Annotated in this window: 19 protein-coding genes; 10 read left to right on the top strand and 9 right to left on the bottom strand. The window is 43.9% G+C overall.

Annotated elements, in window-relative coordinates:
* Positions 1–26: 26 nt before the first annotated feature.
* From LQ227_RS17990 to LQ227_RS17965, 7 genes are all read left to right on the top strand, one after another.
* Positions 27–3,476 (top strand): DUF6443 domain-containing protein, encoded by a 3,450-nt coding sequence (locus LQ227_RS17990; protein ID WP_230150282.1) that lies wholly within the window; start codon positions 27–29, stop codon positions 3,474–3,476.
* Positions 3,477–3,848: 372 nt separating this feature from the next.
* Complete coding sequence (locus tag LQ227_RS17985; RefSeq protein ID WP_230150573.1) at positions 3,849–3,923, top strand: hypothetical protein; 75 nt, start codon at positions 3,849–3,851, stop codon at positions 3,921–3,923.
* 321 nt (positions 3,924–4,244) lie between these two features.
* The gene (locus tag LQ227_RS25660) at positions 4,245–4,631 is read left to right on the top strand and encodes a peptidoglycan recognition family protein (RefSeq protein ID WP_371824747.1); all 387 of its coding nucleotides are present in this window, start codon (positions 4,245–4,247) and stop codon (positions 4,629–4,631) included.
* Positions 4,632–5,663: 1,032 nt separating this feature from the next.
* Positions 5,664–5,960 (top strand): hypothetical protein, encoded by a 297-nt coding sequence (locus tag LQ227_RS17980; protein WP_230140073.1) that lies wholly within the window; start codon positions 5,664–5,666, stop codon positions 5,958–5,960.
* 92 nt (positions 5,961–6,052) lie between these two features.
* Positions 6,053–6,319, top strand: coding sequence for a hypothetical protein (locus tag LQ227_RS17975; RefSeq protein ID WP_230140075.1), 267 nt, complete (start codon positions 6,053–6,055; stop codon positions 6,317–6,319).
* Between the two features lie 155 nt (positions 6,320–6,474).
* Positions 6,475–6,687, top strand: a complete 213-nt coding sequence (locus LQ227_RS17970) for a hypothetical protein (RefSeq protein ID WP_230140077.1) — start codon at positions 6,475–6,477, stop codon at positions 6,685–6,687.
* Positions 6,688–6,750: 63 nt separating this feature from the next.
* Positions 6,751–6,963 (top strand): hypothetical protein, encoded by a 213-nt coding sequence (locus LQ227_RS17965; RefSeq protein WP_230140079.1) that lies wholly within the window; start codon positions 6,751–6,753, stop codon positions 6,961–6,963.
* A gap of 112 nt (positions 6,964–7,075) precedes the next feature.
* On the opposite strand, the gene LQ227_RS17960 is transcribed toward LQ227_RS17965, so the two are convergent.
* From LQ227_RS17960 to LQ227_RS17920, 9 genes are all read right to left on the bottom strand, one after another.
* Complete coding sequence (locus LQ227_RS17960; protein WP_230140081.1) at positions 7,076–7,558, bottom strand: hypothetical protein; 483 nt, start codon at positions 7,556–7,558, stop codon at positions 7,076–7,078.
* A 304-nt stretch (positions 7,559–7,862) separates the two neighbouring features.
* The gene (locus LQ227_RS17955) at positions 7,863–8,714 is read right to left on the bottom strand and encodes an alcohol dehydrogenase catalytic domain-containing protein (protein WP_230150280.1); all 852 of its coding nucleotides are present in this window, start codon (positions 8,712–8,714) and stop codon (positions 7,863–7,865) included.
* Between the two features lie 231 nt (positions 8,715–8,945).
* Positions 8,946–9,773, bottom strand: coding sequence for a cyanophycinase (locus LQ227_RS17950; RefSeq protein ID WP_230140091.1), 828 nt, complete (start codon positions 9,771–9,773; stop codon positions 8,946–8,948).
* Between the two features lie 105 nt (positions 9,774–9,878).
* Entirely contained in the window at positions 9,879–10,076 is a 198-nt protein-coding gene (locus tag LQ227_RS17945; protein ID WP_230150278.1) for a hypothetical protein, read from the bottom strand.
* Between the two features lie 188 nt (positions 10,077–10,264).
* Positions 10,265–11,113 carry a manganese catalase family protein gene (locus tag LQ227_RS17940; protein WP_230150276.1) on the bottom strand — a complete coding sequence of 283 codons (849 nt, stop codon included), beginning with the start codon at positions 11,111–11,113 and terminating at the stop codon, positions 10,265–10,267.
* A 77-nt stretch (positions 11,114–11,190) separates the two neighbouring features.
* Positions 11,191–11,382 carry a hypothetical protein gene (locus LQ227_RS17935; protein ID WP_230150274.1) on the bottom strand — a complete coding sequence of 64 codons (192 nt, stop codon included), beginning with the start codon at positions 11,380–11,382 and terminating at the stop codon, positions 11,191–11,193.
* A 49-nt stretch (positions 11,383–11,431) separates the two neighbouring features.
* Positions 11,432–11,953 (bottom strand): DUF4142 domain-containing protein, encoded by a 522-nt coding sequence (locus LQ227_RS17930; RefSeq protein ID WP_230150272.1) that lies wholly within the window; start codon positions 11,951–11,953, stop codon positions 11,432–11,434.
* 225 nt (positions 11,954–12,178) lie between these two features.
* Positions 12,179–12,883, bottom strand: coding sequence for a DUF421 domain-containing protein (locus LQ227_RS17925; RefSeq protein WP_230150270.1), 705 nt, complete (start codon positions 12,881–12,883; stop codon positions 12,179–12,181).
* A gap of 2 nt (positions 12,884–12,885) precedes the next feature.
* Positions 12,886–13,668, bottom strand: a complete 783-nt coding sequence (locus tag LQ227_RS17920) for a DUF421 domain-containing protein (protein ID WP_230150268.1) — start codon at positions 13,666–13,668, stop codon at positions 12,886–12,888.
* Between the two features lie 402 nt (positions 13,669–14,070).
* Between LQ227_RS17920 and LQ227_RS17915 the strand changes: the two genes are divergently transcribed.
* Genes LQ227_RS17915 through LQ227_RS17905 form a run of 3 tightly spaced genes read left to right on the top strand, consistent with a single transcriptional unit; the run spans position 14,071 to position 17,024 of the window.
* Positions 14,071–14,826, top strand: a complete 756-nt coding sequence (locus LQ227_RS17915; protein WP_230150265.1) for an SDR family oxidoreductase — start codon at positions 14,071–14,073, stop codon at positions 14,824–14,826.
* Between the two features lie 18 nt (positions 14,827–14,844).
* A complete protein-coding gene (locus tag LQ227_RS17910) occupies positions 14,845–15,930 on the top strand; it encodes a lactonase family protein (RefSeq protein WP_230150263.1) in 1,086 nt (361 codons plus the stop codon).
* A gap of 29 nt (positions 15,931–15,959) precedes the next feature.
* Complete coding sequence (locus LQ227_RS17905; protein ID WP_230150261.1) at positions 15,960–17,024, top strand: zinc-binding dehydrogenase; 1,065 nt, start codon at positions 15,960–15,962, stop codon at positions 17,022–17,024.
* The last annotated feature ends 78 nt before the right edge of the window (positions 17,025–17,102 follow it).

Below are 17,102 nucleotides of genomic sequence, written 5' to 3'. Positions count from 1 at the left end.
ATCTATTAACCTCTTAAGCACATCCAATGAAAAGACCTCTTCTTTATATATATACGCTATGCTTCCTGCATCTTGGGGCAAAAGCACAGGCGCCGACGTCATCGCGTAACTACGTGGTGGAAACGATTGTAAAAACTGCCGGCAAAAAAACTGTAACATCACTTTCGAGCCTTCCCGTTGAGAGTGCCAATCGTAATATTAGGTATATGGACGGTCTCGGTAGACCAATCCAAACTATTGGATGGCAGGCTAGTCCAACTAAAAAAGACGTCATCAGCTTCCAAGTATACGATAATATGGGCCGCGAAACGCAAAAGTATCTGCCTTATGCAGAACAAAGCGGAAACGATGGTAGCTACAGGTCTACGGCATCAACGAATCAAGCTGCATTTTACAGTACCTCTGGTTGGGATCCGAATGTTATTAAAACCGCTTATCCTTACAACAGTACAATAGTTGAGGCATCTCCATTAGAAAGAATTTTAGAGCAGGGCGGTACAGGTGGCGTATGGCAACCACAAACTTTTGGCCCTACCGGATCTGGACATACGGTGAAGTTGGAGTATAGTGCCAATACTGCTGATGATAATATACGTACGTGGGGGTTTTCGCCCGATGGTTCGGTTATCGGAGTAGGAGCTAGCCTTTCGCCCGGGGCGGCGATCAAAACAAGCTCGAAGGACGAGAACTGGGTGTCGGGGAAAGCAGGTACGATTGATGAATTTAAAGATAAGCTAGGTCGGGTGTTCTTAAAGCGAGTATGGGAGACGGAGAGCAAAAAGTTAGATACGTATTACTGTTATGACGATCGAGGGCGGTTGCGATATGTGATGCCGCCCGCAGTGAACGAGTCTGGCCTACATTTCAAAAACTTCTTCTATTTAGTAGATACTGAGCCCAATGTCGATCTGATCTATATCTATGAGTATGACCAGCGCGACCGGATCATCCGAAAGAAAATTCCCGGCAAGGGCTGGGAGGAAGTAATCTACAATCCGCTGGATCAAGTTGTTTTTACTCAGGATGCCGTGCAGCGGGACGGCGCGACCAGGAGCTTCATCAAGTATGATGTACTGGGCCGAACGGTGATGACGGGCATAGAGATCGGCGAACATGGAACACGTGCCGAAGTGCAGACCACAGTGAACACCCTCGTTCCATACTGGGAGACACGAGACAATACGGCGGCAAATTACCATGGGTATAATAACCTGAGCTGCCCATCATTTTTGCCTAACCTTCAGCCCCATTTGGTAAATTACTACGACGACTACAATATCCCGGGCATTCCCTACCAGCCATCGGGCTATAGCACGATGCTGCGCGGGATGCCGACCGCAACAAAGATAAAAGTGCTTGGTAGTACCGATAAATGGCTGTGGACAGTTTTTTGTTATGACGACATGGGCAGGATTGTGCATACATGGACACAGAACAATGTCGATGGCATAGACATCATTGATAATGCCTATAATTTTGCAGGAGAACTTACAGCAGTTACCAGAACACACGTTGACGGTGCGCTAACGCCTCATACTACTATTATTGAGAATACCTTTACCAACGATCATATCGGCAGGAAATTGACAACCACTTCGAATATCAATAAACAAGGAGCAGTAGTGTTGAACAAACTTGAGTACAATGAGATTGGGCAGCTTAAGAAAAAGAGCCTGCATGGCAGTGTCGCCCCAAGCGATGCGAATGTGGTTCTAGGCAGTACAGATGCCTTGTCTGGTGGCCAGTCTCGCACTATAACGGCCTCGACCAGCATTACCTTATCGGAGGGCTTTGCTGCGGCCCAAGGAAGCACCTTCGTCGCTCAGATCTCGTCCGGGTCGTTCATGCAGGAGACAACATTTGGATACAACGAACGGGGATGGCTCAGAACCAGCAGTTCCAACGAATTTAACTTAGAACTGAAGTATGAAGATGGAACATATCCGCAATATAACGGCAACATCAGCAACCAGCGTTGGGGCAGTGGCCTCGCCAATGTTTTTACCTACCAATACGACAAGCTGAACAGATTGGTAAACGGTTCAACAACAGCTGGATCGTTTACCATGAGCGAAATCGTTAGCTATGATGAGATGGGCAATATTGCCAGCCTGACCAGGACTGATGGAGCCTTGACAAAGACGGGAACATATAATTATAATGGGTACCAGCTGGTGAATATCTCTGGCGGGCAGCTTGCCACAGGGCAATATGCATACGATGTGAACGGCAATGCGACCACCGACGGGCGTACGGGAGCGGGACTAAGCTACAACTACCTTAACCTTCCGCAAACGGCCACGATCGGCAGCACCGTGGTTGCCTATACCTATAACTCCATGGGGCAGAAGCTTAAGAAGGTGAGCACAGCCACCGGAACTACAGATTATGTGGGCGGTATACACTATACCAACGGGACGATAGATTTTATCCAGACTGAGGAGGGCAGGGCGCTGAACAACGGCGGCACCTACAGCTACCAGTACGATCTGACCGACCACCTTGGAAATGTGCGATATAGTTTCGATATTTATGCAGGAGCCGTAAGGAAACTGCAGGAAGACAACTATTTTGCTTTTGGAAAAAGGAGCCCTGCTTACGGAGGTGGTAATAAATATCTTTTTAACGGCAAAGAGGAACAGGAGGAACTAGATGCTTACGACTACGGTGCAAGGTTCTATGATCCGGTAATAGGAAGGTGGAGTGCGGTGGATCCGCTTGCCGAACTGGGCAGGAGATGGTCTCCGTACGTTTACGCGATGAACAATCCCATCCGCTATATCGACCCTGACGGAATGTGGGCAGTCGATACTAAAGGGCATGAGGTGATTACCGATCCAGACGAGATTGAGGCCGTATTGAGGCCGCTGAAGATTGCCGCAGCTGTGGAGGGGGATGAGGACGACGAAGGAGGTTCAGAAAATAGATGGGCTTCAAAAGGAGGCTTCTTTGTTCATCAAACAGCTAATAAAAATGCTGTCTATAGAAAAGGAAGGCCAAAAAATATCAACGAAGCGAAAGCAAATGTTTGGGCATTAGAGGCACTTGACAGAGCAACTGTTTACGCAGATGGTGATGAGTTTCAGACAGGTGCATACTCTTATAGGCATGGCATGAGAAATAACGGGGAAACTATTGAACAAGCGATGGCAAAAGCCGATAATTTTGTTAGGTCCCAGTTTACAAAGGCAAAGACCTTGCTCAAAGAAGGAAAGATAGCGGAAGCTTATTTTGAGTTCGGTGTCGGCCTGCACACGTTACAAGATGCTACGTCCCCAGCTCATGGCGGGTTTCAGCAGTGGGATGGAAAAGAAACTGTCTGGCAACAAGTTACTCATGTACAAAAAGAATTGATATATCCTGGAAAGCAAAGTAATCTTCAAAATATAACAAATATTTATTTAGCATGGTTTCAGAACAGTAACTCTCCCCTTCCCAAAACCAATTTATTTAAAAACATAAGAACTGATAAATGAAAGAGATAATTATACTAATTGGATTGTACCTAGTCTTTTTAATCCTGTCGGTTTTTTTTAAAAAAGTCTTACTAAAAATAAACATTTTATGGTCTATTTTATGTCTTCCAGCCTATCTGATAGGCATCTATTTTTATATCGAAGGGTTGATTAATATTCATCAAATTCTCCGAGAGAAACATATTCATCTTGAGTTTGGGCATGCCGAAATATTATTGTTGGAATTGGGGCTCGCCTGTTACGCTACTGCAATATTTATTATAATTAATGTTTTGTATGGCAAATATAGGATGAGAAAAAAAACTAGCTGATTGTTTATTACTCAGATACGGAGCAAGGTTCTACGATCCGGTAATTGGCAGGTGGAGCGCCGTGGATCCGCTTGCGGAATTGGGCAGGAGATGGTTGCCGTACGTGTACGCATTGAACAACCCGTTCGTTTTATAGATCCAGAAGGAATGTGGTCGATTGATGCAAACGGGCATGATGTGATCACCGATCCAGATGCGATTAAGGCCATATTGAGATCGCTGAAAATTGCTGCGGCTGCACAGGATGATGACAAACCGGATAAGCCTAAAATTATAAGTAGGAAAGCTTTGGGGTGCAAAAGCACCAATTACTACGGGAGGTCGTAAATGGGAAAAAGTAAATGAAAATCTATCAGTTTATTACGATCAGATTAGAGTACTTCATTCAGGAAACGGGAACAATTTCATGAACATAAAAGATCTTTAAGATAAAGAATAGGGAGATAAGTATGCCGATATTCCCTACCATTTTGCCATCGACAAGGATCGAAAAATATATGAGGGACGTCCAATAAACATCAAGGGCTCTCATGTAGAGAATGGCAATACTGGGAATATTGGTATTGTGTTAATGGCCGATTTAGACACGCAAGAGGCGGGGCTGTCGCTAGTCAAACGTTATGTGGAAAAGTTCATGGGAGATGGGGAGGCAACTGATCCAATGATAGAATCATTATTTCAGCTATCCAGGTATCTCAAATCAGAATATGGCATCAAATATCTTGGTGGCCATCAAGAGTTTTTGCCCGCTAGGCCATGCCCTGGGAACATTGGGATGGAATGGGTAGAGAAAATCAGACAAACGCTGAAAATGCAAAAGCCGACCGAAATCAAATTAAAATGAATGCAATTTCTTACTTCTTAAATATTTGCGTGTTATTAATAATTTTTTTAACACCAAGATATTTTCATAATGACTACACTAGATTAGTAGATTATGTTACCATTTTTTTTATGCTATTCAACTATCTTGTACTAAGATATGCTAAAGTCACATTGGGCAAATTATACTTATGGGTCAGCATTGCTCAATTACTCAGTTGTTTGTTGACGATTACCTCAAATGAGGAGATCGGGTTTAAAACAACAAGGATTCAATATCTGATTACCAATCAACTTCATGACAACTTGAATGATTTCACGGAAGGTGTCTTGTCAATAGCGATTTTAATTTATTTTGCACTACAGATTCTATATATATTCAGGTTAGTGAAAGCAATGGGGCCAGCAAAGTTGATATAATTCTTTGGTGAAAGCCAGGCAGTTTGATCTTTTTTAAAAAAACAGATCAAACCTAAATACCAACGGAATAAAAGTAATCAACCCGGATGGCATACCCTTCACTTTAAAATACAGCTTTGAATATAATTCGCTATCGAATAATGATTGATCTGTATTGTTCAGCTTATTAAGGTTCGCCTGCTCCTTGGGCTGTAATGCAATTGGTATAGTCCATCCTTTTGCCGCTGCGAGAGACTTCATTTCGTTTCCGACGGCGGTATTTGAAGTTTTCCACCGCTTTTAAATCTCGTAATTTTGTTTGCTTGTTTTGTCACGGTGATTTTTGTTTTTTATTGGGATTAGTTTGGGATCAAGAATATTAACCATTTTTAAGCTAAATCCTAAAGAACCTCATTAAATAACATTTTGATATAACCTGGGATTTATGTCTGTAGGAACATTCAAGAACTATTATTCAACAGAACAGTCAACCATTTCCATCTCCCACAATGGGATTAGCTCCAGGTACGCCAATTTTAATCTTTCTTTGAAATTTTTGAATTCAATTGCACGGTAACATACCGGATGTTTTTTTACGGGAACTAATAGAATAAATACTTCGTCAAGCCTGCGGTTAACCCCCGTTTTATAAGCTTTGCATCCGAAAAAAAAACTTTTTGATCAGGTAAAGGATTTTTACTATAACAATTTATCAGATATGAAAAAGCAGATTTTATTACTCGCAGCCGCATTAACTTCAATAGTAATGGCCTGTAACTCCGAAAATCGCTCATCAAGCAGCGATTCAACTTCCAGTGATACTTCAATGAGCTCAATGAGTGCTACAGACCCTATGCAGGACAGCACAAGCCGTGATAGCACGAGTACAAGCACCACCACCGATTCCACTGCTCAGAATGGAAGTACAGGTACTCAACAGCAAAGACAATAGGCTAGCTGGGTTGCCAACCAGGTAGACCATACCGGGCTGTTGTTCTGCCCTTCACTAAACATTGGCATATTTTAAACTTAAATCACAAAAAAATGGAACAGGAAGATCAATCTACATCGCAAGAGACAGAAATCGGACAAGACGGTGGTACAGACCAAAATTCTGGACAGGATATTGGCAATGAAGAAACCCAGGAAAACAATACCCTTGGAGGAGATTCAGATAACGAACAGTCCCCAGAACAGTCATCAGGGGACACAGAAAATGTTGAGGGCACGGACGGATCATCCGAGGATGAACAGCCTGACCCCAGTGAGCTTGACATCGATGAAAGCACGGGAAATCCAGGGCTCGGTTAACCGGGCCAGAATGGTAATCAAAACCGATATCTCAGGTGGATGACATCACATCAGAAAGCAGAATTCTGCTTTCTGATGTTTTTATTGTTATGTACTTCAGCTCAAATTGAATTGTGAGGTATCAGGAGATTCATTGTTGTCTTAATTAATAATTTATGAGAAAATATATTTTTGCTATAGCAACAGCTGCAGTGATGGCCAGTATGGGCTGCCACGCTGATCGAACAGAAAACGATCGCAAGTCGACAGGTGCAGATTCTAGTCTTCAGGATAGCAGCAGGCTCGATTCTTTTGGAGGTGATGGTACTGCAAAAAGCAGGAAAGGAACCACCAAGGATAGTACGGTGATGGGCACCCCTCCAGATTAAAAATTATTTGGCCGCAAGCTAGTATTAATTATGCCCACAACGATGTAGAAATGAATAAAAATTATGGAAAAGCGTAAAGATGATCATCTAAAAGAAGCATCCGAAAACGGATCACTTACACCAGTGAGGCCACCCGCAGAAGATATAATCAAAGGAGCGGGAGAGGATGATGCAATTACTGAACTGAGGAATAACCGTTCGGATAAAGACGTAGATAAGGAAGAACAGCGCGGTACTGACCCTCGGGCTTATCCGGGTCCGCGTGATGGGCAGTAACATTTTGAATGCTTTTATCGGGACCGACCAAATTATAGCATAAGGAAATATAACGGTGAAGAAATCGGACCTGCCTTGGGCACCTTTAGTCCCAGGGCAGGTTCTTTTTTTATTATTTTCTTTTGCAAAGATACTTGATCATCAGGCCACCTACGGCGAGGGTAATTGCCGCCTTGCCTATCATATTGACAGGATTATACCTGAATTCTGATTTCCAGCCCCTTTCTTTTACAATATTCGGGATTGTGCCTTTTTTAAAGTCATCAATGATGCCTTCCCAGGCATTTATCCTGTCTGCGAGGATTAATGGTATCCAGTGGCGGTATCTGTCCTCGCTATGCTTAAAAGCATATCTGCGTATCGCACCGCTGAGTCCTGAAGGGGGAACGGAGGTTCCGAACACTGCGCTGGGCCGTGGCCGCTCATTAGACTTAAGAAGCTCAATATTTACAGGCTGTTGTTCAGCTTTTTCATAATTGCTCCGGTTGTGGTCGTCTCCGGTATAGTTTTTAATCGGATAGGTGGGTTCATTGTCTGGATCAATATCCATACCCCATCCGGGAATATTTTTGAAGTCTTGATTTTGATTGTTCATAATATTAAGGTTTAGTTGATGGAATAAGTACAGTTTTAATGCATTCATCCAGTTTGGAAGAAAAGATCCGGTAAGCCTCCGAAATTTCCTCCAATGGAACCCTATGGGTGATAAGGCCCTTTGGATTAAGCCTGCCAGATTGAACATGATCGATCAGGCGTGGTAGAAGCCTTTTAACTGATGCCTGGTTTGCTCTCAGTGTGATACCTTTATTGAGTATATTGCCAATAGGAACGTAATTAAACGGTGGACCATAAACGCCAACTACCGAAACGATTCCACCTTTTTTTACTGAGTTTATAGCCTATTGAAGCGCAGTTGCCGCTCCGGCCTGCATCAGGGTCACTTTACCGGTAAAAGTTTGGAGTGCATTTCCTTCGGCTTCGCAACCTACGCAATCAATACACACATCTGCCCCATACCAGTCGGTTGTTTTTTTTAGGAAAACTACAGGATCATCCATAGATTTAAAATTGTAGGCTTCGCACTTTGCATAATTTTTTGCAAACTCAAGCCGGTAGTCAACATGGTCGATAATGATCACCCTGGAAGGGCCAAAAAACCAGGCGCACCTGGCGGCCATTATTCCTATTGGGCCTGCGCCGAACACAACCACCGTATCGCCTTCTTTTATGCCACCCATTTCGGCTGCCTGGTAACCTGTTGGCACCACATCTGTCAATAGCACTGCATCATCTGGATCCATATCAGGCGGGATGACCGTTGGACCAACATTTGCGTAGGGCACCCGAACATATTCTGCCTGCCCGCCATCAAAGCCACCTGCAGTGTGCGAATACCCGAAAATGCCACCCACAGCGGTGGCCATTGTATTGGATTCGTGGCAGTTTCCGTAAAGTCCCTGCTTGCAAAAATTACACTTTCCGCAGGCGATATTGAAAGGTACAAGTACATGGTCGCCGACTTTGACATTGGTTACTAAGGGGCCAACTTCTTCCACAACTCCGGTAAACTCGTGGCCGAATGTAGACCCAACACGTGTATCGGGTACCATCCCATGGTAAAGATGGAGATCCGACCCACAGATACAAGTCCTTGTAACCCGCACAATCGCATCTTCGGGATGTAGGATTTCAGGCATTGGCCGCTCAACGGTACGTACCCTGTAAGGTCCGCGATAGTTCATTGCTAACATAATTTCAAAATTTAATATATAAGTAAATGATAGTTTTCTGTTGGTTCCTTATTCCATTTATGATTTTTTTGGTCAGCGTTAATATGTAAATAATTGTTCCTGATGTAGTTATGTGTAAAAGAATCTACCTTAACCGCTATATGCCAGTAATGCTTTTCTGTTAACGCCATTTTCCTGGAAAGAAGAAAGCAGGTAAGGAGAATCGATTTCCTTTTACGGAGACCGGTTGGCTCAAAGGTGAGGGATATTCCTGCATGGAATAACAAACTTTTCACCCATCGACATAACTGATACTTTCAAATCACGGATGGTGATTTTTAGATCATCGTCGAACGAGGTGATATTCGAGCCGTTGCTTCCTTCGCCATCCAACAATATCACAACTCCATTACCAATTACCTCGCAATTAAAAGCCTCGGTAACTATAATTGCCGTATTCTCTTCAATACCTATGCCTATCGAGGCTGGGTTGGTAGCAATCACCTGGGCCATCCGTACAAAACGTCCGCGGTGAACAAAATGTGTATCTACACAAACATCTCTTAGAAACTCGAATCCAGTGGTAACTTTTACCCCTGCAGCCACCATCTCGTTCTTGCCTGTGCCGTCAAAAATCATTGGGGTAGACATCGCCATTGCGCCTGCGCTTGTTCCTGCAACGATCAGTCCGCTATAGATATACCTGTTTTTTATCTGCCCCATTATTTCAGTTCCTCCATATATCGCGGTGAGTTTAAGCTGGTCGCCCCCGGTAAAGAAAATGCCGTTCGCCTTGTCAATACGTTCGGCCAGATCAGCATCCAACGGACGGTTCTCATGGTGGATATGGCCAGTTGCGCTAGCACCAAGCGCACTGAAGCAGGTTGCATATATGTTATAGGTATCGTTAACTTCTTCCAAGCCTGCCGTGGTAATAATTTCAATAACAGGAGATTTGCCACACAGTTCAATAAAGGCTGACAGAACAGATTTATCGGTCAGTTCGGTAGGTGATTTATTTTCAGCGCCTCCGATGAGCATAAGTTTACCATTAGGAAGGGGACAGTTTTGTTTTTTCATTATTCGCATCATTAAGTAATCTGCTGTATCCGAGGTAAATAAGATGTATTGGCTGCAAGAAAGCAATCCTGTTTTTGTAAGCAGGATTGCTAATATAGCTGGGTATTATGGCCAGGAAACCGACCGCTCGTCAAATCCCATTGATCCCTTGTTTTTGCTTCCGCTTTGATCTATTTGTTCTGCTCCGCTTTTAATTCGCTCATTTTTTTCCTCAAGTGCTTTAACAATCTCCTCCTCAAGCGAAAGGTCACTGTTCTCCTCTTCCTGTTTTTTGTGGTCTTTATTTTTGCTGTTATCTTTCATGGTAATATTATATCATTGATTTTTAATACGTCACCGATCAAGCCTGGTCTAATACACCAGGTTTGTATCGGTTCAGTATTTGCCATGTCAAATGGATGTTAATCCAGTATTATAATCGCTCCATGTTGCGGTTCCTTCAGGTTCTGAAGATTTGACTTCCAGACTCCGGATTTCGCCCAACTGAATACTCAATGCATTTGCTTCCTCAATTTCTGTATTGAGATTGACATCCTCAGCGCTGAGGCCTGATGTTGTTTTAACATAAGCTGCCGGATCGGGTATGTATTCCCACTCTTTATCCATCTTAGGCATATTTCCCTCGTTCCATGGCCCCCTGGAGCTTGTTGGCGTAGAAAGGTTAAAGTATTGCTGGGTAAACCTTGGATCTGATTGTAAAACTCCTGGGGGGAAGTTGGGCTGTATCGTTTCCAGGGCGGCCTCAACATTTTGTAATGTGCAATTTCCCTTGTCATTAAAAAGGAAAGCGTATCTTTTACATAAGGGTCTGTTGTAAACTTCATGAGGTGTTCATACACCAGCTTAGCCCTCGATTCTGACGCGAGGTTGCTTCTAAGGTCTACGGTTAAATCGCCATTAGAATGAATATAAGAGGCACACCATGGAATACCCTGGCTGTTGCGAAGTGTTGGCCCCCCTCCGGTAATGACTGGGAACTGTGGGTTTGCTGTGAGGGCACTATGGATAATATCTTCCATTGCGGCTTTACCTTCCAGTACCTGCATGATTTCAGAAGAGTCTGCAGCTCTTTTCAATTCTCCGTTAACACCCTTAAGCAGCATCTGAATAGTTGCACCCACTATTTCAAGGTGTGAAAACTCCTCTGTTGCAATATCCATAAGCATGTCGTATTTATCCGGATAGGCCTGTTTGGCATTGAATGCCTGTGTAAAATATTGCATAGCAGCTGCGAGTTCTCCATTTTCGCCACCGAACTGTTCTAGCAGGATGTTTGCAAATGCAGGATCGGGTTTGGATACCCTTGCATTAAATTGTAGGTCTTTTGAATGATGGAACATAATTGATTTTATTAGTTGTTTAATACTTGCGGATCTGCGTCTATAATCTGCTAATTGATCGCAGCCCATATTATTTGTTATTCGCCCAGCTCTTTTTTCCAATCGGATGGGTTACGGCTGGTATCTGTATTTGGATGATCCCCTTTTGGGATTTCCAAATCGGCGGGCCGCTTGTCTTCAAATGATTTAGGCCCGTCTTCGGCTTTCTGATCTTCATTGCCAAGAGGCTCATCTTCCAGCCCGTGTTTCGTTTTTTCGCTCTCTTTCATCTTTAGATTAATATATTTTTGTTGTTAAACAAGCAGTTGATTGGTCTGGCTATTTGATCTGGGTCTGTAGGTTCACCGCTTCTTCGAGATGGGTTTTAAGTGAAGGCAGCTTTGCCCCGGCAAATGACCTTAAGTCTGCATCATAAACACCCATATCACCGGCTGCGTTAGAAAACAGCGTAATCGCGTCCTGATGGGAGGCAACCATTATCTTCATAAACTCCCTGTCAAATAATGATGGATCTGTGTTGTTCAGCTTATCAAGGTTTGCCTGCTCCTTGGGCTGTAATGTAGTTGGTATAGTCCATCCTTTTCCCGCCGCAAGCGATTTCATTTCGTTTCCTACGGCGGTATGATCTGTTGTCATGTGCTCACCATAATGTTTTACCGCAGCGTTTTGTGCTTTTTGTGTAGCGATTGCGCCTGCCTGTATCTCGAAACTGTTACTGCTCGAGGCTTGAGTTACAAAAGACTGGTTATCCATCGCGTAATTTTCATCGTTGTCCTTTTTACAAGCCTGTAGGCATAATATGGTAAAGGTTACCATCATCAGTGTTTTTAGTGTTTTCATAACTTTTTATCTTTTGTTCTATTGATAACCTTTTTTTTAACGCGCTGGTTTAGGGGTGAAATACCCGAAAGAAGCTGAAAAATCCCTGAATTTGCTCCGTATTTATTCGTATGGATGACAGGTTTACAATGAATCCTCTCGACCGGAGCAATGCGTAGATCGAGAGGACGCCGAGCGTTATGGCTTAATAAATACCGCTTAGGTTAACTGCTTTTTTACATGCAGTCAGCTTTGCTGATTGTTGAGGTTGCTTACCGCGTAAACCCAGCTATCCTTTCCGCAGTTTTCGCATTTATTGGCCTTTGCCCCGGTATGGTAATTGCCACAGAATTTACAGACTTTCTGTGTACTTTGCTGATGGATGTTAGCTGACATTTCCCGGTCCCATTCAGGGATTGAGGAGAGCCTGGGCACTGGTTCTGATTGCTGTAGTAGGCTAAAGGTCCCCCCGGCTTCAAAGTACAGGCGCTTCACCATTCCAAGGTGACTAATTCCCTGCGACCTTAGTTGTGCGAGCACCCTGTCTCTGGTAATACGGGTAAGTACCATAGCTTTATAGTTGAGCACCCCGTCTTTAACCAACATATTGTATTTATCCTGTGTTAATGATTCGAATTTTGTATTCTTTGTAGCAATTTTGGCAATTAGCATCTGAAGCGTGATGATCACCATTGCTATAACTACCGCGGGTAGCAGGCCTCTGTCGGGATTCATCAATGGCACGCCTATAGCAGCGGCAAGCGATGCTACCGCGGCCATCTCGTTACGACTGAGTTGAGAAGACATCCGTTTACCCATCAGTCTCATCGATACCATCAGGATCAGGTATATAACGGCAGTACGGAGGATAACCTCAATAAAAAAATGAAATGGAACTTCACCCAGGAGGATGCGTTGAATGTCGGATAGTTTAATTTCGTATTCTTTCATAATTATTTTGCGATAACAGCCTGGCCCCAGTGGTCTGAATGGCAGTTTCTACATTCTTTTTCTTTACTCGATTGTTCAGGGGCAGGATTTCCACACTCGAGGCAGATTATGGATTCTCCAACTATATTAAATTCTTGCTCAGCGTTACCATCAGCAGGGGGAAGCAGGCTTAAGCCGGGTTTCGCCTGATCGTATTTAAAAACAGAGAAAATACCACAAGCCTCCAGGTAAACCCTATGTACTTCACCCAAGTTGTATATGTTCTGATTTCTCAGCACAGCACGCAATTGCTCACGAGAGATTTTCATGCTGTCGAGTTTGCTAGCGAGCATTACTCCATCCTTAATCAATAACGATTCGCTTCCCTCGGTAAAGAGCTCTATTTTATGGTTTTTGGCGGCCAGGTAGGTAATACCACGTTGAAAGGCAAATGCACAAAAGAGTACCAGAATTCCCTGTAGTAGTCCTTTATCCGGTATTTGCATGGGCACCGATACGATCGCACCCAAAGTAAGCATCACCGCCAGCTCCGAAATCGTCAGCTGTCCGCCCATTCTCTTGCCCATCAGCCTGAGGGTTACGAGCAGAAACAGATAAATGATAATTGTCCTGATCAGCACTTCAAATAAAAATTCTGTGGGTGCGGTGCCCATGAGGATGCGGTGCCAATCACCCCAATGTATTTCTTCTTTTTTCATGTTTTTATGATTGATCCTGCTATAACCTTTGTTCGAGCTGATTAAATGCTCAACACCTCTTCTGGAATTTCGGTTTGATAGAAGCACAAAATGCGTATTTGCAACAGAAAAGCCCCCGTATTTCAACGTGCAGAATAAGCTTTTTTGTAAAAACGGATGATACAAAGGGTTAAAGTGTTAAGCCAGTTACAGAAGTTACGGTATTAACCACATACAAAACAGGTAGTTTCTGCCTCAACAAACCTAGCTTCGGGCAGGTTAATAGTATAGAGAGGCAATGAGGGTAAAAATATACAGACGCTGATGGGTTTTAGATAAAAAAAGCTGAATGACCGACAAGACCGGAAACAATCTATAGATTATCCTTTGGGGAATTGGTTGCCTCCTGAGTGCTTGGAAGTGTTTCCCATATCGGTTTTAAGAAATACCCTGGGTAGTATCCTTCAGCAAATCTCTGATAAAGTAATTGTTAACAATTAAATAAAAACTATGGAAGATTTTAATTCTTATTTCAGCAGTGCCTTTCTAGGTAAAAAAATTATGATCACCGGTGGCAGCACAGGCATTGGAAGGGCAACAGCGATTTTACTCGGTTCGTTAGGTGCCCAGTGTATTATTTGTGGTCGTCATCAGGAGCAGATAGATGAAACGTTGCAGGCGATTGCGGCGAAAAACAGATTAAACAGTTTTGGTATAGCTGTTGATCTTTCTAGTGAAGAAGGCGTTGAGCGGCTCTTTAAAGCAGCCGATCAACAGCTTTGCGGACTGGATATATTGATCAACAACGCCGCCCTGGGATATGGAAGTATACTTGACGGAGGATACGAAGACTGGCAGTATATTTTGGATACCAATTTATTGGCTTACATGGCCTGTAGCAAAGAGGCGATTGTAAGGTTTAAAGAACAGGGCTTCGGCCAGATTATCAATATCGGCTCAATGAGTGCTGACGTAAGAGAAGAGAGTAGCGCTGTTTATGTTGCCACCAAGGCAGCAATCCAGGGATTTTCAGAGTCGCTGCGTAAAGAAGTTAATCCGATGGGTATTAAGATTTCCCTTATTGAACCTGGTGCAGTTGATACCGATATGCAGGAGGCCAGTATGGAGGAAAAGCAAGAACAGATCAGCAATCAGGAAATGCTCCGGGCAGAAGATATTGCTTGGGCCATAGCCTTCTGTATCGCTCAGCCACCGGCATGTGATGTGGTTAATTTGAAAATCCGTCCAAGTTTGCAGATTATTTAAATATTTAATCAACCAGGTATGGGAAGCAAGGTAGAAACTCATCTTCTAATTGGTAGCTACGCTGCGGCAGATCAGGAATCCATTTTTCGGTATGCTTTTAACAACACTGATGGTACACTGAGTTTGTTGGATTCGGTTTGTGGGATAGAAAATCCCTCCTTCATTGTTCCAAATGAAAATGGGCAGTTTTTGTTTGCCATTAGTGAAACTAAAAAGGGCGATTATTCGGCTATGGTCACTTTCCAAACGATTCCCGGGGCGAAGCCGATCTTACTTAGCAAAGTATTATACAAAGGTCCTGGAGCCTGCCATATAACAGTAGACTGGGCGGGCAAATTTGCTGTTTCGGCCAACTATGTGGGTGGAAGTTTGGCCGTGCTGCCCTTTACGGATGGGGGGAAACTGTTTGGGCCTTTTCAGCTCGTTGAATTTAGCGGCTCCGGGCGGGTTCAGGATCGGCAGGAAGCATCGCATGTTCATAGTTCGCTTTTGTTATCAGAGCAGCGGATACTTCTTATAGCCGATTTGGGCACCGATAGGGTTTATGTCTGCCGTTACGATCCCTCAGCCAGACAGCCGCTTATATTTGCAAAACATCCTTTTATTTCGCTGCCTGGTGGCTCTGGACCGAGGGTTATGGCTTTACATCCAACCGGATTGTGGTTCTACGTGATCTGCGAACTCAGCGCAGATATTTTCGTGTTTGAAAAAGAGAAGCTGGATAAATGGATCTTCAGGTATACGGTAGCGAATAATCTGGTACCAAACGGACGCGAAGCTGCTGATATAAAAATCGATCGTAGCGGCAGGTATCTTTATGCCAGCAACCGTGGCGATGCAGATGAGATTATCATTTTTGCGATCAATGAACATACTGGCGCCTTAAAGGAAATTCAGAGAATACCTTCCGGTGCCAAAGGGCCCCGCTACCTCGCAATCGATCCTTCCGGAAGCTATCTTTTTGCTGCCAATGAGAAGGGAAATTCAGTTACCTCTTTTGAGATCTCTCCTCAAAACGGAAAACTAAGCTATCGCGGGGTGGCCGCTCAGGTAGGTGCACCTACCTGCCTGCAGTTTGTGCAGCTATCGACAGATAACAATTAGCTAACGTATCTAAAATATAATTTGACAGAATGAGCAATAAAATGAAAGCGGCGTTAAAAAAGCCAGATGGAACCTTTCAGGTTCAGGAAGTAGGCCGGGTAGAAATACCTGCGCCAGACTGGGTGCTGGCACGAATTAAAGTTTCGGGAATATGTGGAACGGATCTGCGGCATTGGAAAAAACATGAACCCGACCTGGAATGTAAAATTATGGGCCATGAACTTGCCGCCGAGGTAGTGGAAGTAGGGCCGGCTGTGAAAAACGTAAAACCAGGCGATAGGGTTGTAGTTGAAACCCTTTTGGGTGATGGCGATTGTGAATGGTGCCGCATTCAGCAGTACAACCTGTGTCCAAACTTATATAAAGTGAGGATAGAAACCATATCAAGAGCCTTTGCCGAATACCTTATTGGTCCCGCAACAAAGTTTCATATTCTGCCCGATCATGTGAGCGATGAAGAGGCAACGCTTCTTGATACTTTCGCAGTCAGTTTGCATGCGCAGCAGTTAAGCGGATTGCATATCAACGACAAAGTGGCCGTTATAGGCGGTGGACCGATAGGACTGGCACAATTGCAGCTTGCAAAAGCATCGGGTGCAGATGTGATCCTTTTTGATATTGTTCCCAGTGCACTGCAACTGGCCAGGGATCTTGGCGCCGATGAAGTGGTGAACACAGAAGTTGAAGATGGGCTTGAGCGCCTGAAAGCTTTTACAGATGGGAGGGGAGCAGATATTACCTTTGAATGTGCCGGAGGGCCTTCAATGTCAACTACGCTTCCTCAGGCAGTTTCTTTCACCCGCATTGGGGGAAAGGTAATCATTGTCGGTGGTTTTGAATCTGGCAGCACCAGTATAGAAATGGATTGGCAGCAGTTGCAAAAGTCAGGCATTACAATTATTCCGAGCGCGAGTTATGGCTTTTGGGATATCTACCCTGAAATGGCGATATGCCTGGATCTTCTGGCCAAAGGAAAAATCAATGCGAAAAAAATGATTACCCACGCCTTTCCACTCGATCAGATCAACGAAGCCTTCGAAACCGCTCAGCATAAAAAAGAAACCGGTGCGGTATTTGTCGCGCTGAAAATATAATGCTTTTCATAGCGATCTTATTATTATTCCAGTTGGACAGCACGCAGTGATGATTGATCAGCGTACTGCAGCCATCTC

The sequence above is a fragment of the Pedobacter sp. Bi27 genome (assembly GCF_918698255.1).
Lineage (GTDB): Bacteria > Bacteroidota > Bacteroidia > Sphingobacteriales > Sphingobacteriaceae > Pedobacter.
The sequence above is the reverse complement of the archived record's forward strand: the minus strand, read 5'-3'. Positions and strand labels throughout refer to the sequence as shown.